General features: G+C 60.1%; 14 protein-coding genes. 3 read left to right on the top strand and 11 right to left on the bottom strand.

Annotated elements, in window-relative coordinates:
- Nucleotides 1–188 precede the first annotated feature (188 nt).
- Nucleotides 189–1,040, bottom strand: a complete 852-nt coding sequence (locus tag OIS50_RS15195) for a glycerophosphodiester phosphodiesterase family protein (protein WP_264691485.1) — start codon at nt 1,038–1,040, stop codon at nt 189–191.
- Between the two features lie 247 nt (nt 1,041–1,287).
- On the opposite strand from OIS50_RS15195, the gene OIS50_RS15190 reads away from it, so the two are divergent.
- The gene (locus tag OIS50_RS15190; RefSeq protein WP_264691484.1) at nt 1,288–1,920 is read left to right on the top strand and encodes a DUF2939 domain-containing protein; all 633 of its coding nucleotides are present in this window, start codon (nt 1,288–1,290) and stop codon (nt 1,918–1,920) included.
- 104 nt (nt 1,921–2,024) lie between these two features.
- On the opposite strand, the gene OIS50_RS15185 is transcribed toward OIS50_RS15190, so the two are convergent.
- From OIS50_RS15185 to OIS50_RS15150, 8 genes are all read right to left on the bottom strand, one after another.
- Nucleotides 2,025–2,303 carry a PLDc N-terminal domain-containing protein gene (locus OIS50_RS15185; protein ID WP_264691483.1) on the bottom strand — a complete coding sequence of 93 codons (279 nt, stop codon included), beginning with the start codon at nt 2,301–2,303 and terminating at the stop codon, nt 2,025–2,027.
- Between the two features lie 105 nt (nt 2,304–2,408).
- On the bottom strand, nt 2,409–3,050 hold the full coding sequence (locus OIS50_RS15180) for a rhomboid family intramembrane serine protease (protein ID WP_319805300.1): 642 nt from the start codon (nt 3,048–3,050) through the stop codon (nt 2,409–2,411).
- Between the two features lie 48 nt (nt 3,051–3,098).
- On the bottom strand, nt 3,099–4,073 hold the full coding sequence (locus OIS50_RS15175) for a polyprenyl synthetase family protein (protein WP_264691482.1): 975 nt from the start codon (nt 4,071–4,073) through the stop codon (nt 3,099–3,101).
- Nucleotides 4,074–4,347: 274 nt separating this feature from the next.
- Nucleotides 4,348–6,924, bottom strand: coding sequence for a ribonuclease R (rnr, locus tag OIS50_RS15170; RefSeq protein WP_264691481.1), 2,577 nt, complete (start codon nt 6,922–6,924; stop codon nt 4,348–4,350).
- A 441-nt stretch (nt 6,925–7,365) separates the two neighbouring features.
- The gene (locus tag OIS50_RS15165) at nt 7,366–9,369 is read right to left on the bottom strand and encodes an ABC transporter ATP-binding protein (RefSeq protein WP_264691480.1); all 2,004 of its coding nucleotides are present in this window, start codon (nt 9,367–9,369) and stop codon (nt 7,366–7,368) included.
- A gap of 148 nt (nt 9,370–9,517) precedes the next feature.
- Complete coding sequence (locus OIS50_RS15160; protein ID WP_264691479.1) at nt 9,518–10,156, bottom strand: lipoprotein signal peptidase; 639 nt, start codon at nt 10,154–10,156, stop codon at nt 9,518–9,520.
- Nucleotides 10,157–10,381: 225 nt separating this feature from the next.
- A complete protein-coding gene (gene ileS / locus OIS50_RS15155; protein ID WP_264691478.1) occupies nt 10,382–13,786 on the bottom strand; it encodes an isoleucine--tRNA ligase in 3,405 nt (1,134 codons plus the stop codon).
- 149 nt (nt 13,787–13,935) lie between these two features.
- Nucleotides 13,936–16,398 carry an efflux RND transporter permease subunit gene (locus OIS50_RS15150; protein WP_264691477.1) on the bottom strand — a complete coding sequence of 821 codons (2,463 nt, stop codon included), beginning with the start codon at nt 16,396–16,398 and terminating at the stop codon, nt 13,936–13,938.
- Nucleotides 16,399–16,585: 187 nt separating this feature from the next.
- On the opposite strand from OIS50_RS15150, the gene OIS50_RS15145 reads away from it, so the two are divergent.
- Nucleotides 16,586–16,975, top strand: coding sequence for a hypothetical protein (locus OIS50_RS15145; protein WP_264691476.1), 390 nt, complete (start codon nt 16,586–16,588; stop codon nt 16,973–16,975).
- Between the two features lie 89 nt (nt 16,976–17,064).
- On the opposite strand, the gene OIS50_RS15140 is transcribed toward OIS50_RS15145, so the two are convergent.
- Entirely contained in the window at nt 17,065–18,582 is a 1,518-nt protein-coding gene (locus tag OIS50_RS15140; RefSeq protein WP_264691475.1) for a glycine--tRNA ligase, read from the bottom strand.
- Nucleotides 18,583–18,766: 184 nt separating this feature from the next.
- On the opposite strand from OIS50_RS15140, the gene OIS50_RS15135 reads away from it, so the two are divergent.
- Nucleotides 18,767–20,167 carry an inorganic phosphate transporter gene (locus tag OIS50_RS15135; RefSeq protein WP_264691474.1) on the top strand — a complete coding sequence of 467 codons (1,401 nt, stop codon included), beginning with the start codon at nt 18,767–18,769 and terminating at the stop codon, nt 20,165–20,167.
- 200 nt (nt 20,168–20,367) lie between these two features.
- Here the strand turns inward: OIS50_RS15135 and OIS50_RS15130 are convergent, their stop codons facing one another.
- Complete coding sequence (locus OIS50_RS15130; protein WP_264691473.1) at nt 20,368–20,847, bottom strand: hypothetical protein; 480 nt, start codon at nt 20,845–20,847, stop codon at nt 20,368–20,370.
- Nucleotides 20,848–20,948: the final 101 nt, after the last annotated feature.

Raw genomic sequence — 20,948 nt, 5'->3', positions numbered from 1 at the left:
TCGCAAGCATAAATACCCTTGTAGCAGCGCCCAAGCGCTGGTTTAAGCAGGGCAGGTTGTACCGACCCACCTTGTGCAGCACAAAACCCAATGGCTTCTTGTACCTCTCCCCCACCCTTTGCCACAACAGTTCTTGTCCTAAATCTGAGAAATCAGAGCTAGGGTACTGTTGCAACGCCGTGGCGGTGTTACGCACCTAGTACACCAACGGCACGATCGGGGTAATCGGTGGTGATGCCCCGGACACCTAGCTTGGCAACCGCAGCAATTGCCACTGGGTCGTTTACCGTCCAGGCCACGATGGGCAGATCATGCAAGCGGCAATAGCGTAGCAGCTCAGGAGTAAGCAAGGTGTATTTCGGACCTAGGACATCGGGCACAAAGCCAAGCCCGGCGATGTGCTGGTCTACTGTCAAGTTGTCTTCGATAAGCAAGCAAACCGGGAGGTCGGATAGCTGCCGCGTAGCCTGCACCACCCGATGATCGAAGGACATGATGAGCACCTCGGGCGCGGGGTAGCGCAAGCTGGCGCTGAGCTCGGCGAGTACGCGTGCAACGAAAGCAGCAGGCGCTGGGTGCAACACGCCGTCGGTATGCGGCTCGCTTTTTAGTTCGATTGAATACGCAGGCACGGGTCGACGCAGTTCGGCAGCACGCTGGGCCACGGCCTCGAACACCTCGCTTAGCAAAGGCTTGGCAGCAGGCATTAACTGCTGCTCCGGAAAGGCGGGGTGGCGGAGGCTGCCGCAGTCGCAACGCTTAATGGCAGCATACGGCTGCTGGTAGAGGTTGAACCCGCGGCCTTGCTCCGGCGTCAGGCGTGTGCCGTCGGGACCTAGGCAAATGTCGGCATTCAGCCAGGGCTCGTGCGACACCACGACTTCGCCATCGGCCGAAAGCACCACGTCGAGCTCCAGCCCGTAAATGGGCCATTCCAACGCGTGCAGGAAGGCGGCCAGCGTGTTTTCGGGGCGCAAACCGCGGCAACCGCGGTGGCCGTAAATGCGTGGGCGCTGCAGCGAAGGGGTGCGAGGAGCCATGCTGCTGATACGCAAGAACCAGCCCGTGGATAAACTGCAACCCTGATACCTCGCCTTGGAGCAGCGCACCAAGCCACGGACCAGCGCAGGCACAACCAGCATTTACCCCCGCTGGTGTTCCCCGAACCCAGTACCTAGGGCACAAACAGCACCGGCTTTGCTGTTGAGTATGCCAGGGCCTTATTAGGCAGCAAAGTCATATTTTGCCAGCTCGGCAAGGCCCAATCTGCATACCACAACTCCACATATGAAACGTATTCTTGTTTTGCTGCTGCTGGTTGTACTGGCCGTTGGCGGCTATTGGTACTACCGCACGGTGGCAGCTGGGCCCAAATTTGCCCTGGCTAAAGCGGCAAAGGCCGTGCACGACCACGATGTGGCCAGCTTCGAAAAGTACGTAGATATACAAAGCGTGGCCAGCAGCCTCGTGGATCAGGTAGCCGAGCAAGACCAGCTGCTGGGGTTGCTGAACGCAAACAGCGGCGGCTTGCTGATGCGCGGCGCGCTTAACCTGGCCAAACCACAGCTGGCCAGCGTAGCCCGCAAAGAGGTGCAGCATTACGTTGCCACGGGCTCGTTCGATGCCAACGCCAACAACGAATTCGAGCGCATAGTGAAGTTTTCGCTGGCCGGGTTGGCCAGCCGTATAGTAAGTCCCGAAAGCAGCTTCAAGGGGGTGAAATACCTAAAGGAGCAGGGCGAGCTAGCCTTGGTGGGCCTCGAGTTTACGCAGCCCAAGCTCGATACCACGCTCGTGCTGGAGCTGCAAATGCGCGACCGGGGCGACTACTGGCAGGTAACCGAAATAACGAACCTAGGCGAGGTGCTGCGCCAGGCCGCTCGGCTGGAGAAGCAACGCGTATTTGGCCGGGTGCAGTAAGGCCAACCTCGCTGCGCACAGGCTGCTTATCCTCCCAACAACAGCAAGGCCCGCTACCTGATGGGAGCGGGCCTTGCTGTTGTTGGAAGCGTTCTGACGCGAGCTTACGATTTGCCGCGGCCGGCCAGCAGGTAGTACAGCAACAAACCTAGGAGCGGCAAGAACCAGATAATAGCCACCCACAGAATTTTCTTACCCAACGACCACGGCTGACGCAGAATGTCGATCAGGGCCAGAATATCAAGGATCAGGATAATGCCGCCGAAAATGGTGAGGCTGCCGCTCGACGTACGCCGGCTGCAGGCCGACATGCTTAGGGTGAGCAACGACATAAGGCACGCCGTAACAGCCGGGCGCAGGGAATACTTAGCGAGGAAGTTCATGTGGTGTTTGGCTTAGGTAAGAAAGGAGCGTTCAATTTGCTCTCTTTACGCAAGCCCGACATATTGGATATAGTGAAATTCTAATTTTATATACAAATCATTGACTTACAAATACTTATCACTTATTTGTTGCCAGAACTCGAGTCCAGCCTGTGGGTTGATGAGCATGGTGAGCACCACGCCGTAGAGCGCGCCGTAAAAATGCGCGTCGTGGTTGATGTTGTCGCCCATGCGGCGGCCCTGGTAGTAGGAGTAGGCCAGGTACAGGAAGCCGAAGATGAAGGGCTGAATACGGAACGGTATCGGGAAGATGAGGATGCCGCCGCCTTCCGGCGCCACGGGGTAAAACAGCACGGCCGCAAAGATGACTGAGGCCACGCCGCCCGAAGCACCCAGGCTGCCGTAGCGCGCATCGCGGCGGTGCCGGAAAAACGTGGGAATATCCGACACGATAATGCCGCCGATGTAGAGCAGCAGAAACACCCACATGCCGTTCAGTCCGCCAAACTCGATTTGCATGCGCTGGAGCACCAGCTGCCCAAACGAGTAGAACGAAAACATGTTAAAGATGAGGTGCATCCAGTCGGCGTGCAAAAAGCCCGACGTGAGGAAGCGGTAGTACTCGCGGTTTTTCTGCACGCGGTACGGGCTAAAAATCCACTGCTCCAGCAAGGAGTGGTTTTGCCAGGCGTAAATGGAGATGCCGCAGGTGACGAGAATCAGCAGCAGCACGAGGTCGATGGTCATGAGAATTAAGAGAGGGGTCAGAATAAAAAGAAGCCCGAACGAAAGCCGTTAGTTTTCGCGCTCCATCAGCTGCAAAGCCAAACCGCGCAACGGCTGCTTGCGTTCGGCGGGGGCTTGCACGGCCTCCAGGTGCGCCAGGGCGTCCTGGAAGTACTCGTTGATGAGGGCTTCGGTACGGGGCCGGATCTGCAGTTCGTCGTAAACAGCCCGTACGGCCGCTACCTTGGCCTCGGCGGCTTCGGGGGCGGTGTTGCCTACCCATTGCTGCAGCGTGGCTTGCTGAGCTTCGTTTGCCTGTTCCAGCGCCGTCAGCAGCAGGTAGGTTTTCTTGTCCGATACGATGTCACCGCCCACGCGCTTGCCGAAGGTGGCCGCGTCGCCGTACACGTCGAGCAAATCGTCGCGCAGCTGAAAGGCCACGCCGATATCGGTACCGAAGCGGCGCAGGTGGTCAGCATCGGCAGGGGAGGCGCCACCTAGGCGGGCGCCCAGCTCCAGGGCAAAGCCCAGCAGCACGGCCGTCTTCAGCCGAATCATATCGAGGTACTGCGCGATGCTGACGCGGGCCTCCTTCTCGAAGTTCATGTCGAGCTGCTGGCCCTCGCACACCTCGGCGGCGGTTTGGCTGAAGCGGCGCAAAGCCTCGGGCAGCAAGGCGGGTTCGATGTCGAAGAGCAGCTCGTAGGCCCGCACCAGCATCACGTCGCCGGAGAGGATGGCCACGTTCGGGTTCCACTTGGCGTGCACCGTGGGTTGGCCGCGGCGCAGCGGCGCTTGGTCCATGATGTCGTCGTGGAGCAGGGTGAAGTTATGGAACACCTCCACGGCCATGGCGGGGCGCAGGGCCAGCTGCCAATCATCGGTGAAGAGCTGGGCACCTAGGAGCGTGAGCAGCGGCCGAATGCGCTTGCCACCCATGCGCATGGAGTAGCGAATGGGCTCGTAAAGTTCGGCGGGTTGGTCGCCGTAGTGCAGCTGCGTTAGCGCAGCCGTAAGGGCGTTTGAGAAAACAGAAAGATCCACAGAGGCGGCAGTAAGTCGTCGGGTGCAAGGTACGACGCCTGGGTGGCACGGGCAGTTGCGCAAGGCGCGGCAGCGCGTAGTAGCGCGTACTTTGGCTGCGCCGACCTGCGGTTGCAGTCCGCGTCCCCGGATAGAAACTCAATCCTCAGGACCTAGGGCAAGGATTTAGAGAATAGTATCTGTGGACGCGGACTACAAAGTCCGCGCTACATGCAAAACCGCCCTGCCGGCGCTAGGCCAACAGGGCGGTCTATTCATTCGGCAATAAGCCAGCTTAGCCGTGGTAGCGGCTGCGGCCTTTGCCCTTGGGCTTGGGCTTGTCGGAGGCCGAACGGCCACCTTCGCGGCGCGGGCGGCCACCGCCACCGGTACCCCCGGCCACGCCGCGGCCACCGGGGCGTTGGCGCGGAGCCCGGTCGCCGAACTCCTCGCGGGGGCGGGCAGCACGGCCGGCGTTGCGCGGCAGCGACACCAGCTCCAGGTCGATGGTGCGGTCGAGCAGGTTGGCGGCTTTGATAATCACCTTTACCTCGTCGCCGAAGCGAATGATGCGGCCCGTGTTGCGGCCGATGATGCGCAGGTTCTCCTTGTCGAGTTCGAAAAAGTCCTCCTGAATATCGGCCAGGCGAGCCATGCCTTCGCTCTTGGTTTCGCCCATCTCCACGTACAGGCCCCATTCGGTAAGGCCCGATACCACGCCGGTGAATTCCTCGCCCACGTGCTCGGCCATGAACTCGACCTGCTTGTACTTGATGCTGGCGCGCTCGGCCTGGGCGGCCCGCTTCTCGCGCTCCGAAGAGTGCTTGCAGTCTTCTTCCAGCTCCTCGGCGTCCACGTTCTTGCCGCCGTGCAGGTAGTGCTCGAGCAGGCGGTGCGCCATCATGTCGGGGTACCGGCGGATGGGCGAGGTGAAGTGCGAGTAGTGGTCGAAGGCCAGGCCAAAGTGACCTAGGGCTTCGGTGGTGTAAATGGCCTTGGCCATGGAGCGCACCGCCAGAGCCTGAATCACCGATTGCTCGGGCTTGCCTTCTACCTCGGCAGTCAGCTTGTTCAGCTCCTTGCTCACGTTGGCGTCTTCGCCCAGATTCAGGTCGTAGCCAAACTGGCGGGCAAACAGCGCGAAGTTTTCGAGGCGCTCGGGGTCGGGCGCGTTGTGGGTACGGTACACCATCGTGAAGCGCGGCTTCGTCTTTTTGAGGCGGTACACGAACTCGGCCACTTTGCGGTTGGCGAGCAGCATAAACTCCTCAATCAGCTTGTGCGCGTCCTTGCGCTCTTTCACATACACGCCCACGGGCTTGCCGTGCTCGTCGAGCTTAAACTTCACCTCGGGCGCCTCGAAGCTGATGGCGCCCTTGCGGAAGCGCGCCGCCTGCAGCTCCTTGGCAATGCGGTTGAGCAGGTTCACCTCGTCGGCAAAATCGCCCTCGCCCGACTCAATCCGCTCCTGCGCCTCTTCGTAGGTGAAGCGGCGGTCGGAGTGAATGATGGTGCGGCCAAACCACGCGTCGTAGAGCTTGCCTTGCTCGTCGAGCTCGAACACGGCCGAGAAAGTCAGCTTGTCTTCGTGCGGGCGCAGCGAGCAGAGGCCGTTGGAGAGGCGTTCGGGCAGCATCGGAATAGTGCGGTCGACGAGGTACACCGAGGTGGCGCGCCAGTGGGCTTCCTTCTCGAGGCGGGTGCCGGGCAACACGTAGTGCGTTACGTCGGCGATGTGCACGCCCACCTCCCAGTGCCCGTTCTCGAGCTGGCGCAAGGAGAGGGCATCGTCGAAGTCCTTGGCATCAACGGGGTCGATGGTAAAAGTCGTGATGTCGCGGAAGTCGCGGCGCTTGGCAATTTCCTCGGCCGAGATGTTGGCCGGGATTTCGTTGGCCTCGCGCTCCACTTCTTCGGGGAACTCGAAGGGCAAGCCGAACTCCGCCATGATGGCGTGAATCTCGGCCTCGTGCTCCCCGGCCGCGCCGAAGCTGCGCAGCACTTCGCCCACCGGCTGGCGGCCGAACTCGTCGGGCCACTCGGTGATTTTCACGAGCACCTTGTCACCGTTCTTGGCATCGGCAAAAGCATGGCCGGGCACAAACACATCGAAGTAGATACGCTTGTTGTCGGGCTGCACAAAGCCAAAGCCCGCCTGCATCATCAGGCGGCCTACCACTTCTTCTTTGCGACGCTCAAGTACCTGCACCACGTCGCCGGAGGGGCGGCCGTCACGGGCCTTGCCCAGGCGCACGCGCACGGTATCGCCGTCGAGGGCAAAGCCAAGGCGGTCGGTGTACACGCGCAGGTCTTCGCTGAGCTCCTCGCTCACGATGTAGGCGTACTTGTTGTTGGCCAGGTCGACGGTGCCGGTAATTTCCTGCCCGCCGGCGCCGGCCTCGCGGTGGCGGTAGTTGCCGGGGCGGTGGGTGCGGTCGGTGGTGCCGGGGAAATCGAAGCCGGGCGTACGGCGGCGGTGCGTCACGGGCTCCTGGCCCAGTTCGGCCACAAAGCCAGGGTCGAACTTACCACGCTTCGGGCCCCGGTCGCGGGCGGGCTTGTCGTTGTCGGGGCGCTCGTTGAAGGAGCGGCCCGGCAGCTCTACCAAGCGGTAGTCGTCGTTCTGGAGCAGGGCGATGTGGCCGCTACGCTTGAGGTCCTTGAGGTGGTGAAACACCTCTTCGCGCTGCTCTTTGCTCACGACACCTAGGCGACGCGAAATCTGGCGGTAGCTAAACACCTTGCCCGGGTTGTCGGCAAAAATGCGGAACACCAGGGTCTTCGATACGGGTGCCGGGGCGGCTGCCTCGCGGCGGCGGGCCGGGTCGCGCGAGGGGCGCGGCGCATCGGCCGATTCGTTGTTTCTTCTCATTCGAAAAGGGTCGCCGCCGGGCTGCTTTTGGGTATCTCTGACGGGCGGCGAATTAGCTGGTAACAGTGGGTAGCCGCTGGACTGGGTACCGGGCTTGCCCACGGGTGGATGGTAACTGCCTACCGACCTAGGGGCCTGCGGGCAGTAGTTGTTCGGCAAAGTGCCGACTTAGGTTGTGCGAAAAAACAGAACTTCTGAATATTTCGACGGTAATCGAAGCTGCTAGGTGATACGCGAGAAGCAGCAAGAGGGGAGTTAAGCAGTTTTCGGGCGTTTTAAGCCACGCTGGTGTTTTGAGGCACACCCGGCCATGGTTGAACTACAAAGTGCTCGTATAGGAGTTGTAATGCGTTCAGAAGAGCATTGCAGCCGCAATAAGCCAGGCGTTGTAAGCCACCTAGCCAAAATATCAGCTACCAGACCTTGCTATAGGAGCCCAGGTTACGCCAATTGCCGGCGAGCCACGGCGGCGCGAATGTCAGCCGGCGTATCCTTCGGGATGGCTGCCAGCAGGCGCTGGGTGTACTCGTGCTGCGGGTTGGCGTAGATGTCGGCCGCCAGGCCTTGCTCCACAATCTGCCCCTGGTTCATTACCAGCAGCCGGTCGCTCATAAAACGCGCCACCGATAAATCGTGGGTGATGAACAGGTACGTGATGCCGAAGTCGCGCTTCAGGTCGTTCAGCAAGTTGAGCACCTGCGCCTGCACCGACACATCGAGCGCCGATACGGATTCATCGCAGATGATGCACTTGGGCTGCAGCGCCAAGGCCCGCGCAATGCAAATGCGCTGGCGCTGGCCACCGCTGAACTCGTGCGGGTAGCGGAGGTAGTGTTCTTCTTTCAGGCCCACCGTGCGCAGCAGCTCCAATACGCGGTCTTTTTGCTGCTGGCGGGTTCCTCCTACGTTGTGCACGCGCATTGGCTCCAAAATGGCCTCACCCACCGTGAGCATGGGATTGAGGGCGGCGTAGGGGTCCTGAAACACCATCTGGAAATCGCGGCGACGGCGGCGCAACTCGCCCGCCCGCAGCTTTGCCCAATCGGTACCATCAAACAGAATGCTGCCGCTGGTTGGTTCCACCAACCTCAGCAGCGTACGCCCCAGGGTAGTTTTTCCGCAGCCCGACTCTCCTACCAGCCCCACGGTTTCACCGCGGTAAATGTCGAAGCTCACGCCATCGACGGCGCGCACCACTTCGGTGGCGCGTCCGAAAAAGCCTTTGCGCACCGGGTAGTACACGCGCAAGTCCTGCACGCGTAGCAGCACCTCGCCCGACTGTTTCACCTGCTCGCTTGCGGCAGCACCTAGGGCTTTCACCTGAGCTACATCAGCCGCAGCTGGTTCAGCCGGAGCAGTTACGATGGGTGCAGCAGCGGCATTGGGTACGGGCACTCCGGTTTCGAGCAGCGGCGCCTGCTTAAAACCCACCAAAGCATCGGCCGCTTGTGGAACATCAGACGGATGTTCCACGGGGAACAATTTGGTAGTTTCGTCTGCACTCTGAGAGTGTTCGTCTACTAAAGCAGCTACCTCGTTAGCAGGGCTTTGCAACGGCGCGGTTTCAGTGCTAAAAAAGCCGCCGGCAGCATCTTCGCGCATAAAATCGGCCACCGTGGGCAATCTTTTTTTGCCTTGCGACAATTTTGGCCGACACGCCAGCAGCCCTTTGGTATACGGGTGCTTGGGGTTCGTGAAAATGTCGAGCACGCTCCCCTGCTCCACCACCTTGCCGCGGTACATCACCAGAATGCGGTCGGCAATTTCGGCCACCACGCCTAGGTCGTGGGTGATGAAGAGCACGGCCGTGTTGCGCTGCCGGCGCAAATCGTCGATGAGTTGCAGAATGCGGGCCTGCACCGTTACGTCGAGGGCCGTGGTGGGCTCGTCGGCAATCAGGATGGCGGGCTGGCAGGCCATGGCCATGGCTATCATTACCCGCTGCTTTTGGCCCCCGCTGATTTCGTGCGGGTAGGACTTGAAGATTTTTTCGGGCCGTGGCAACTGCGCTTCCGTGAATAGCTCGATGGTGCGCGCCGCGGCTTCCTGTTTGCTCAGCGAAGTGTGCAGCAGCAAAGCCTCCACCACTTGCTCCCCGCAGGTGTGCACGGGGTTCAGGGAGGTCATCGGCTCCTGAAAAATCATCGAAATTTCGTTGCCGCGTACCCGCTGCAGCTCTTCCTCCGAGAGACGCAGCAAATCGACCTCGCCACCTAGGGCCTGCGACTGAAAGCGTGCTTCTCCCCCACTCAGCTTGCCCGGCGGCATTGGAATCAGCCCCAGCAGCGCCAAGGATGTCACCGATTTGCCCGAGCCCGACTCGCCCACAATGGCCACCGTTTCGCCCGCGTTCAGCTGAAAGGAAATCCCTTCTACCGCACGCGTGGTGCCGTATTGCGAGGCAAAATCAATGGTCAGGTCGCGGATGTCGAGCAGCGGCTTCAAAAGGCAAACAAAGTATGAGGCGCCAGCAAATAGCCGCGCAGGTGCAAGAACGGCAACGTTCGGCGTAAAAATTCAACAGCCCGCGCTTTCGGCGCGGGCTGTTGCAAAAAAGTGGCTAAGCTCAGCTACTTAACATAATCCGGAGTACCTAGGCTATTTCGGTGGCAGCTTCGGCATCAGAACGGTGTTCGGCATGGTGGGCTGGCTGCGGATGCGGGTGGAAAAAGCGGTTCTGGTTCAGCAAAATGAACATCACCCCCAGGAAAATGGCCGCATCGGCAATGTTGAAGATGGGCCAGAGCGACACGTGCATGTTGCCAATCAGCGGCCAGGAGTCGGGCAAGAAGCCTTCGTACAGGTCGAGGTACAGCATGTCGATAACTTGGCCGTGGAACCACGGCGTGGGCGAGCCAAACGGCGCGTTGTCGTAGATCAGGCCGTAGGAAATTGAGTCGATAAGGTTACCGATGGCCCCGCCGAGTATGGCGGCCACGCACCAGATCAGGCCGCTGGGCATGCCTTGTTTGCGCAAGCGGTAGATGTAGTACGCAATGCCCGTAACGGCCACCAACCGGAAGCTCGTGAGCAACACCTTGCCGTAAGGCGGCGGCAACTCTACCCCGAAAGCCATGCCCGGATTGAGCGTGTAGTGCAGCTTAAACCAGTCGCCCAGCAGTGGAATTTCGCCCGGCATGCCCGGTTGCATGTAGGTATGCACGGCCCACTTCGAGAGTTGGTCGATAACAATTACCAGCAGCGCGAGCAGGTAGTACTTCCAGTATTTCATGAATTCGCTGATTTAGCCGCCGGGCCGAATTGGACTGCAGTTGGCACACCGCTACACCCCAATCTTAGACTAGCTTGGCACAAGATTCTGTCGGGCTTTGTGCCGATAGGTTTGCCCTTCCGGGCTTGAAAATGGGGATTTTTGACCTTTTCAGACTACTCCGGCGGCATTTTGTGCGCCGGTGTGCCGGGCGGCGAATTTAGCACGCCGCCCGGCTACTGTGGCTCAGCTTTTTACGACTTCCAGGCGCACCGGCACGCTGTACTCGTCAAATTCGAGCACGGCGCCGTCCGTCAGACCATTCGCCAGATCCAGCGACAGGGCTTGGGTTTCGGTGCGGATATAATCGCCGAATTCCTGCACGGCCTGTACCAGTTCGGGCTGGTCGGCACCTAGGGTCACCCGAATTTTGTCCTGCACTTCGAGGCCCGAATCCTTGCGCAGATTCTGCAAACGGTTCACCAGCTCGCGGGCTACGCCTTCGTGCCGCAGCTCGTCGGTCAGGGTTACGTCGAGGGCAACTGTCAGCGGGCCGTCGGTGGCTACCAGCCAGCCGGGCAGGTCTTCGGTGCGGATTTCCACGTCTTCCGGCGAAAGCGTTACCTCCTGAGCCTCAACCTCTACCATCAGCTGACCAGCCTTTTCGAGCTGGCCGATTTCCTCCGACGTCATCTGCTGAATGCGGGCCGCCACGGCCTTCAGGCGCGGGCCAAACTGCTGACCTAGGCGCTTGAAGTTGGGCTTCACCGACTTCACCAGCACGCCCGAGGTATCGTCGAGGAACTCCACGTGCTTCACGTTCACCTCGGCGCAAATCAGGTCCTCTACCTTCCCTACCTGCTCGCGAGTCGTCTCGGTGAGCACCGGCACGAGGATGCGCTGCAGCGGCTGACGCACCTTCAGTACCGATTTCTTCCGGAGCGAGTGCGTAAGCGAGCTGATGCGCTGGGCCAAGTCCATACGCTCTTCCAAAGCCTTGTCAATCAGGCTTTCTTCGGCTTCTACCAGCTCCGTGAGGTGCACCGATTCGTAGCGCAGCGGGGTAGCTTTTTCCACCGCCTCGGCGCGCATGCCGTCGGTCATGTTCTTGTAGAGCCACTCGGCGAAGAAGGGCGCGATGGGCGACATCAGCTGCGACACCACCACGAGGCACTGCTGCAGGGTTTCGAAGGCGGCCTGCTTATCCGTGGTTAGCTCGCCTTTCCAGAAACGGCGGCGCGAGAGGCGCACGTACCAGTTGGAGAGCTGATCGGTGACGAAATCCTGGATAGCGCGGGCCGCTTTCGTGGGGTCGTAGTTGTCGAAATGACCCTGTACTTCCAAGATGAGCGACTGCAGCTTCGAGAGAATCCAGCGGTCCAGCTCCGACAGCTCGGTGAGCGGCACACGGTCGAACTCGCGGGTCTGGAACTCGTCGAGGTTGGCGTAGAGGGCGTAGAACGAGTACGTGTTGAACAGCGTGCCGAAAAAGCGGCGCTGTACCTCCGTAATGCCAGCCAGGTCGAACTTCAGGTTGTCCCAGGGCTGGGCGTTGGCAATCATGTACCAGCGCGTGGCATCGGGCCCGAATTTGCCGATGGTTTCGAACGGATCGATGGCGTTGCCGAGGCGCTTTGACATCTTGTTGCCGTTCTTGTCGAGCACCAAGCCGTTGGCTATTACGTTCTTAAACGCCACCGAGTCTTCCAGCATCACCCCTAGGGCGTGCAGCGTAAAGAACCAGCCGCGCGTCTGGTCGACACCTTCGGCAATGAAATCGGCCGGGAAATTCTTCTTGAACTGACCTTCGTTTTCGAGCGGGTAGTGCCACTGCGCGTAGGGCATAGCGCCCGAGTCGAACCACACGTCGATGAGGTCCGGCTCGCGGTACATGGGCTGGCCCGACGGCGACACGAGGAAAATATCGTCGACGTATGGCCGGTGCAGGTCTACCTTTTCGCCGTTGGCGTAGGGGTTGTGGGTCATGATTTCGGCCGCTACGGCCTTGTCAATCTCCCGCTTTAGCTCCTCCACCGAGCCAATGCACAGCTCCTCCGTGCCATCCTGCGTGCGCCAGATGGGCAGCGGCGTACCCCAGTAGCGCGAGCGGCTCAGGTTCCAGTCAACCAGGTTCTCCAACCAGTTGCCGAAGCGGCCGGTGCCGGTGCTTTCGGGCTTCCAGTTGATGGTTTTGTTGAGCTCGATGAGGCGGTCCTTGACGGCCGTGGTCTTGATAAACCACGAGTCGAGCGGGTAGTACAGCACGGGCTTATCGGTGCGCCAGCAGTGCGGGTAGGTGTGCTCGTACTTCTCCACTTTGAAGGCCCGGCCGCGCTCCTTCAGGCGCACGCTGATGTCCACGTCGAGGGTGCGGTAGTCGGCGGCGGAGTCGTCGTGGCCGTCGTAGTTTTTCACCCAACGGCCGCCAAATTCGCCCATTTGCGGCACGTAGCGGCCGGTGCGGTCCACGATGGGGCCGGGCTTGCCGTCGTCGCCGACGACAAGCAGGGCCGGGATATCGTTTTGCTGGGCTACGCGGAAGTCATCGGCGCCGAAGGTGGGCGAGATGTGCACAATGCCGGTACCGTCTTCGGTGGTTACGAAGTCACCAGGAATTACGCGGAAAGCCCGCTCCTCCCCTTCGAAGGCCGGGAAACCAACTTCGCGGCCGAACAAACGCTGGTAGCCGATGCCCACCAGCTCAGCGCCGCTGAACTCGCCCACCTGGCGCCAGGGCAGCACTTTATCACCGGGTTTGTACTCGTCCAGCCAAGCCTCAGCGCCTTTTTCGGAGAAGTGGCGGCTCAGCAAATCCTTGGCCAGCACCACTACCTGCGGCTCGCGGGTGTAGGGGTTGAAGGTGCGCACCACGGCGTAGCGGATGTTTTTGCCCACGGCCAAACCCGTATTGGCAGGCAGCGTCCAGGGCGTGGTCGTCCAGGCCAGCACGAACACCGGCAGGCCGTCGGCCAGGGCAAACAGCTTCTCCGACTGCTCGTTGCGCTTCACCTCGAACTCGGCCACGATGGTCGTGTCCTTCACGTCGCGGTAGGTGCCGGGTTGGTTCAACTCGTGCGAGCTGAGGCCGGTACCGGCCGCCGGCGAGTACGGCTGAATGGTGTAGCCCTTGTAGAGCAAACCCTTGTCGTAGAGCTTCTTCAGCAGCGCCCAGCAGCTCTCGATGTACTCCGGCTCGAAGGTGATGTAGGGGTCGTTGAGGTCCACCCAGTAGCCCATCTTCTCGGTCAAGTCATCCCACTGGTGCTTAAACCGCATCACCGTTTCGCGGCAGCGCTGGTTGTAGTCCTCGATGCTGATCTTCTTCCCGATGTCCTCCTTCGTGATGCCCAGCTCCTTCTCTACCTGCAGCTCAATGGGCAGGCCGTGGGTGTCCCAGCCGCCTTTGCGGTTTACCTGAAAGCCCTTAAGCGTTTGGTAGCGGCAGAAAATGTCTTTTACCGTGCGGGCCATTACGTGGTGAATGCCGGGCGCGCCGTTGGCCGAGGGCGGGCCCTCGTAGAACACGAACGTTTCGCGGCCCTCGCGGGTGCTCACGCTTTTCTCGAAAATGCCGTTTTCCTGCCACCAACGCAGGATATCGGTGCCAACCTGGGCGTAATCGAAGGGCTGTTTGTATTCGGGGTATCTCATCGGTCAGAAGGCCTCAGCACCTAGGCGGCTCTGCGCTTAAGGGCAGCTATCGGCGCTGGTTTTTTAGCTCTGGGTTGGGCTAGGAAAGTCGGTTATCGAAAGCAAACAAAGGAGAAAGCAAAAAGGCTCAGGCACAGGCGGCTGCGCGCCTAGGTGGTGGCAGGGCCGCGTTCGGCGGGCGAGCCGTGCGGCAGGCGCGGCTGCACGGTCATCTTATCGAGGTTCAGCTCCAGGTCGTCGTCCTCCTCGTGGTACTGGTCGTCGTAGTGCTGAATCAGGGCGCGGTCGATGGTTTCGTCCTTGCCGTGCTCGAAGGTTACCAGCAGCGCGGGCAGCAAAATCAGGTTCGAGAAGTTGGTAATCAGCAACGAGGCCGACATCAGCAGCCCCAGGGCCTTGGTACCGCCAAACTCACTGAACGCGAAGATGCTAAAGCCCACAAACAGCACGATGCTGGTGTAAATCATGCTGGTGCCGGCCTCCGAGAGCGTGGTGCTGATGGCGGCCCGCACGCGGCGGCCGTTGGTGGCCATTTCCTGCCGGAACTTGGCCAGCAGGTGAATGGAGTTGTCGCCGTCGATACCTAGGGCGATGCAGAAAATCAGGGCCGTGGCGGGCTTCAGGGCAATGCCGAAGTAGCCCATGAGGCCGGCCGTGAGCAGCAGCGTAACGAAGTTGGGCAGCAGCGTGAAGAACACCGAGCGGATGGAGCGGAACAGCACCAGCACGATAAGCCCCACCAGGCCAAACGCGTGGATAAGGCTGTTGCGCAGCGTGCCGATGATGTACTCGTTGCCTTTGGTGAACAGGATGGTGGTGCCGGTTAGCTTCACCTCCATGCCCGTACCGTTGAAGATTTCCTTGATTTTGGGCTCGATCTTGTTGAGCAGCAGCGTATCGAGGTTGCGCGAACCGATGTCGGCAATCTTGAGGGAAATGCGTGCCTTCTGGCCCGTGGAGTCGGCAAAGGAGCGCAGCAGCTTGTTGTCCATGCCCGAGCCCTCCTTGCCCTGCGAGCGGGCCAGGTAGCTCAGGATAAAGTTGCGCTCGGAGTTGTCGGGGAGGCGGTAATACGCCGGGTCGCCGTTGTAGAAGGCCTGGGTGGAGGCCTTCAGGAAGGTAACAATGCTGATGGGCGAGGTAAGCACCGGCTGCGTACGCAGGTAGTTCTCGAGACGGTCGATGCGCTCGAGGTTTTTCAGCTTCAGAATGCCACGCTTCTTGCCGGTGTCAATCACGATTTCGAGCGGCATAATGCCGTTGAAATGCTGCTCGAAGAACTTGAGGTCGGCGTTGACGGACGAGTTTTTGGGCAGATCATCGACCATGTACGCCACCGACTGCAGCCGGCTGGCCCCCAGGGCACCTAGGGCGCACAGCACAATGGCGGTACCGTACACCAGCCCACGGCGCTCCAGCACCAGGTAGTCGAAGAACTCGAGCAGCTTGGTGAGCGGCTTGGCATCGAGGTGCTCGAGCTGCTTGGGCGTGGGCGGCGGCAGGTAGGTAAATACGATCGGGATGAGAATGATCGAGATGAAAAAGGCCGCGAAAATGCTGATGGTGGCCACCCAGCCAAACTGGTACAGAATGGCAATGTTGGTGAAGCAGAACACGAAAAAGCCCGTGGCCGTGGCCGTGTTGTTCATCAGCGTAACCAGGCCAATTTTGCGCACCACGCGCACCATGGCCAGCACCTGGTTGCCCGAAATGCGGTAGTCGTAGTGGTAGCGCGAGAGCAGGTACGTGCAGTTGGGTATCCCGATTACGATCAGGATACTGGGAATCAAGCCCGTAAGCAGCGTAATCTTATAGCCGAGCAGCACAATGGTGCCCACGCACCAGATAACGGCCACGCCCACAATCAGTAGCGGAAACACCACCGCCGACCACGTCCGGAAAAACACCAGCAGCGTGGCACTGGTAACCAGCGCCGCCAGCATCAGGAAAAACTTCATTTCGCCGGCCACCTTGCTTGTCATCGTGGAGCGCACGTAGGGCAGGCCGGCGTAGTGCAGCTTGATGCCGGTTTTTTGGGTGAACCGCTCGGCATGGGCCAGAATGTCCTGCATCACGGCCTGCCGCCGCGACGAGTTCAGGTACTTGGGGTCCATGGTAAGGGCCATGAGCGTGGCCCCGGTGCTGGGGCTGATAAGCTGGCCTTTGTAGAACTCCTGCCGGTTCACGATCTGCATCAGCGAGTCGAGCTCCTTCTGGGTTTGCGGAAACGTGCGGAAAATGGGTTCGGCGGCAAAGCGCTGGTTGGCGGTATCCTTGGTAAGCTGAATGAGCTTGGTTACCGATAGCACGCCGTTCACGCCTTCTACCTTACCGAGGGTATCGGTAAGCATGCGCAGCTCGTTGAAGTTGCCCAAGCGGTACACCGAGCTATCCTGCATGCCCAGCACCAGCACGTTGCCGTCTTCGCCGAAGGTTTTCTTGAACTCCTGGAAGTATACCATGTCCGGGTCGTCGGGCGATACGACCTGGGCAAAGTCGTAGGTCATTTCCACGTCCTTGGCTTTCCAGGCCATAAACACGGTGATGACCGCCAGCACCCCAACAAGCAGGCGGCGGTTCTTGATAATCAGCAGGGCAAGCTTACTCCACATCGGCTACGGCAGGAAAATTGGGGCAAAGGTACGCAATGCCGGTGGGGCTATTTTTCCGGGGCCGATTGCACCTAGCACCGAAAAAGCATCAATAGTGCAAGTATTTGTAACTCATAGCGTTGTAAAGCGCGTATATGTGCTTAGTTTTCTGCCAGCCCACGCAACCCACCCTTGCTCGGCGGCCCGTATGCACACAATGACATGGCATTTTACTCCGGATGCAGCGCCCCGCCGCGGTGCCGTATCCGATACGTTACCGCTTACCGCTTCCGCTAGCTACCGCCACTTATCCTTTGGCGGGGGTTACCACGGTGCCCTCGAGCACATGCTGGCGCAGCACGTAGGCAAGCTGTTGCTTAACCTGCGGCGTAGCGCCCCGGCCTCGCTCTCCTACGAGCAGTGGCTTACCGAGGTGCACCTAGGCCCGCAACCCAACCGTGCTGCGCAGCCCATGTTTATGGCTTCGCTACCCAGCGAGGGGCAGTATCGTTACAGCATTGGCAGCTGCCCGGCCGGCAGCACGTTCCGGCCCGGGCAGGCTCGCTTCCGCTGCGTCGCCTCGCGCGCCATGCCCTAGGTGGCAGCGGCATCAGCACCCATCTGAAACACAAAGAGGCCCCGGACACTCGTCCGGGGCCTCTTCTTTTCTGTAGCACCTAGGGCTTCTTACAGCTGCTCGAAAATGCGGCGGAAGCTTACGGCCTGGCCAATGTACTGGCGCAGCTCGGCAATGGGCATGCGCACCTGCTCGCGCGAGTCGCGGTGGCGCACGGTTACGGTGTCGTCTTCCAGCGTCTGGTGGTCGACGGCAATGCAGAACGGCGTGCCGATGAGGTCCTGGCGGGTGTAGCGCTTGCCGATGGCGTCGCGCTCTTCCATGATGATGCGGAAGTCGTGGCGCAGCTCGTCGAAAATCTGCTGGGCCTTTTCGGGCAAACCATCCTTGCGCACCAGCGGGAAGATGGCCGCCTTGATGGGCGCCACCGCGGGGTGCAGCTTCAGGTAGGTGCGCTGCTTGGTTTGCTGCTGCTCGCCTTCGCCCTCGGTCAGGGTTTCCTCGGTGTAGGCGTTGCAGAGCGTGGCCAGGAACAGGCGGTCGGCACCCACGGAGGTTTCTACCACGTAGGGCACGTAGTTGCCGTAGGGCTTGCCGGTTTCGGGGTTGATGTCGGCGTCGAAGTACTGCTGCTTTTTCTTCGAGAGCTCCTGGTGCTGGGTCAGGTCGAAGTCGGTGCGCGAGTGGATGCCCTCGATTTCCTTGAAGCCGAAGGGGAATTCAAACTCGATATCGACGGCGGCGTTGGCGTAGTGGGCCAGCTTCTCGTGGTCGTGGAAGCGCAGCTTGGCCGCGGGCAAACCCAGGGCCTCGTGCCAGCGGCGGCGGGTTTCCTTCCACTGCTGGTACCACTCCATTTCGGTGCCAGGGCGCACGAAGAACTGCATCTCCATTTGCTCGAACTCGCGCATCCGGAAGATGAACTGGCGGGCCACAATCTCGTTGCGGAAGGCTTTGCCGATTTGCGCAATGCCGAAGGGCACCTTCATGCGGGCCGACTTCTGCACGTTCAGGAAGTTCACGAAAATGCCCTGGGCGGTTTCGGGGCGCAGGTAAATCTGGGCGGCGTCGCTTTCCACGGCCGAGCCCTGCGTCGAGAACATCAGGTTAAACTGGCGCACGTCGGTCCAGTTGCCGGTACCCGATACCGGGCAGGTAATCTTCTCGTCGATGATAAGCTGCTTTACGCCGCCTAGGTCGTTGTCGGTGAGCAGGCGGCCCAGGTGCTGCAGCAGCGCTTGCGCGCGCTCCACTTCGCCGTTGTTTTCGTACTGCGCGGCTTTTTCCTCCACCAGCACGTCGGCGCGGTAGCGCTTCTTGCTGTCGAGGTTGTCGATGAGCGGATCGTTGAAACCAGCCACGTGGCCCGAGGCGTGCCACGTGAGCGGGTGCATGAAGATGGCCGCGTCAATACCCACCACGTTGGGGTTGAGCTGCGTCATGGCTTCCCACCACAGGCGCTTCAGGTTGTTCTTGAGCTCCACGCCGTTGGGGCCGTAATCGTACACGGCCGCGAGGCCGTCGTAGATTTCCGACGACGGGAACACGAAGCCGTATTCCTTGGCGTGGGCAACAATGTCTTTCAGCTGGGTATTTTCGAGGGTTGGTTTCTGCGTCGGGTTGCTCATGGGGCAAAAGTACGGCTTCCGGTAAAAGCCCGCCGACTAAACTTTTTGTAGAAGCAATGGTACAAGGCCTATTCTGCTGACCGCGGTGCGGGCGTATCGAGTAACAATTTCATAATCTTGTGCCCTTTTCGGTGGCCCGTACTTTTGGGCGGCCAAACTTTTTTGCTCACTAACCCTCACCAATATGCTTGGCTTAGAGCCCCAAGTGCTCCTGCTGCTGCTGGTGTGTCTGATTGCCGCCTGCGCGTTCGAATTCGTCAACGGCTTTCACGACACTGCTAACGCGGTAGCAACCGTCATTTACACCAATACGCTGCGGCCCTGGATAGCCGTGGTCTGGTCAGCTTTCTGGAACTTCATCGGCGTGTTTGGCGGCGGCATCACCGTGGCCATGGGCATTGTGTACCTGCTGCCCGTCGAGAGCCTCGTCGACCAGAACATTTACCACGGCATTGCCATGGTGGGCGCCCTGATTCTGGCCGCCATCATCTGGAACGTGGGCACCTGGTACTACGGCATCCCGGCTTCCAGCTCGCACGCGCTCATCGGCTCCATCCTGGGCGTGGGCATTGCCTTTTCGCTGCTGCCCGGCTCCAACGGCGCCGCTGTTAACTGGGGCAAGGCCACCGAAACCGGCATTGCGCTGCTGATTGGCCCGCTGTTTGGCTTCACGCTTACCATTCTGGTGATGTTCATCCTGAAGCGGTTCGTCAAGTCGAAAGCCATCTTTAAGGAGCCGCACAAGCGCAAGCCGCCACCCCTTTGGATTCGCCTGATCCTGATTGCCACCTGCACGCTGGTAAGCTTCTTCCACGGCTCCAACGACGGCCAGAAGGGCGTAGGGCTGATCATGCTGATCCTGATTGGCATTGTGCCCATCAAGTTTGCGCTCGATGAGTCGAAGAACCCGCTCGACATGCGCGATTCGCTCGTGCGCGTGGAGCAGGTAATGCGCAAGATCAACCCGGCCGAGCTGGCCCCCGACGAGCAAAAAGCCCTGGCCGATATCAACCAGCAAACGGCTAACCTCGACCGCATTTTCGCCGGCAAAACCGACGTGAAGCAGCTGCCCGAAACCGACCGTTTCCAGATTCGCAAGGCCATTCTGCTGACCTACACCCGGGCCAAAAAGCTGATGGATAGCGACCGGGTAAGCCTGAGCCCCGCTGACCGCGAGGCCTACGACGAAGGCATCAAGAACATGCGCAGCTTTACCGACTACGCCCCCAAATGGGTAGTGCTGATCGTGTCGCTGTCCCTAGGTATCGGTACCATGATTGGCTGGAAGCGCATCGTGGTAACCATTGGCGAGCGAATCGGCAAGGAGCACCTTACCTACGCGCAGGGTGCTTCGTCGGAGCTGATTGCCGCTACCATGATTGGCCTGAGCACGGCCTCGGGCCTGCCCTCCTCCACCACGCACGTGCTGTCGTCGGCCATTGCGGGCTCCATGGTGGCCAACCGCGGTATCAAAAACCTGAACCCCGGCATGGTGCGCAACATTGCGCTGGCTTGGGTGCTTACGCTGCCCGTAACCATGGCGCTGTCGGGCGTGCTGTTCCTGCTGTTCCGGGCGCTGCTGTAAGCGCAACCGTATTCTTCGAAAGGCACAAAAAAGCCGCCCCAGCAACGGGGCGGCTTTTTGTTTGGCAGCTACTCGGCGCCCAAGCAGGCTTGTACGCGCTTCGCTAAAAAAACGTTGGTTTCGGGGCGTTGATCTTTTGTTTTCAAATACTTATCAACTTATCAACACCCAAAAACGCGGTTTTTGTGGATAAGTAGCACCTAGGCGGGCCACTGCACCTCCAGGTCGTCGTTGATGAACACGCCGAAGTTCACGAACTGCAGCTCGTCTTCATCAAAGTATAAGTCAATCATTTCCTTCTCGTACGAGAGGCGCACTTCGCCGGTATCCACCTTTTCCATTTCGCCGGCACCGTGGCCGTGGCGGCGCATCAGCTCCTGCACGTGCTCGAGCGACTTGCTGTGGATGGGCTCGCCGTAGAGGCGCATGCCGGGGTGGTCGGTTTCGATGCAGGAGAGGCGGTAGTCGTCTTCGCGGTCGAAGTACAGCGAGTATCCTTCTTCGAGGTAGTTCCAGGCCTGGTGTTCAAACTCGTCGTCGTCTTCCGACTCTTCGATTTCTTCGGGCTCACCCATCAGGGCGCGCACTTCGTCCATGCTGGCGCCAAACTTCAGCGGGCCCATGCCTTGGCCCAACACGATTTCGTTTTCCTCGGTGCTGCGGGGTTGGAGCGTATTCATATCGCGGAGGGAGGTTTGAAGGGTTGGTAGTGGGGTAAAGGTAGGTGTTGGGTTCAGTTGTCAGTTGCGAGTTGTCGGTTGATAGTGGTGAGTTGCCGGTT

The sequence above is a fragment of the Hymenobacter sp. YIM 151858-1 genome (assembly GCF_025979705.1).
Lineage (GTDB): Bacteria > Bacteroidota > Bacteroidia > Cytophagales > Hymenobacteraceae > Solirubrum.
Note: the sequence above shows the minus strand (reverse complement) of the source record. Positions and strands in the feature narration are given on the sequence as shown.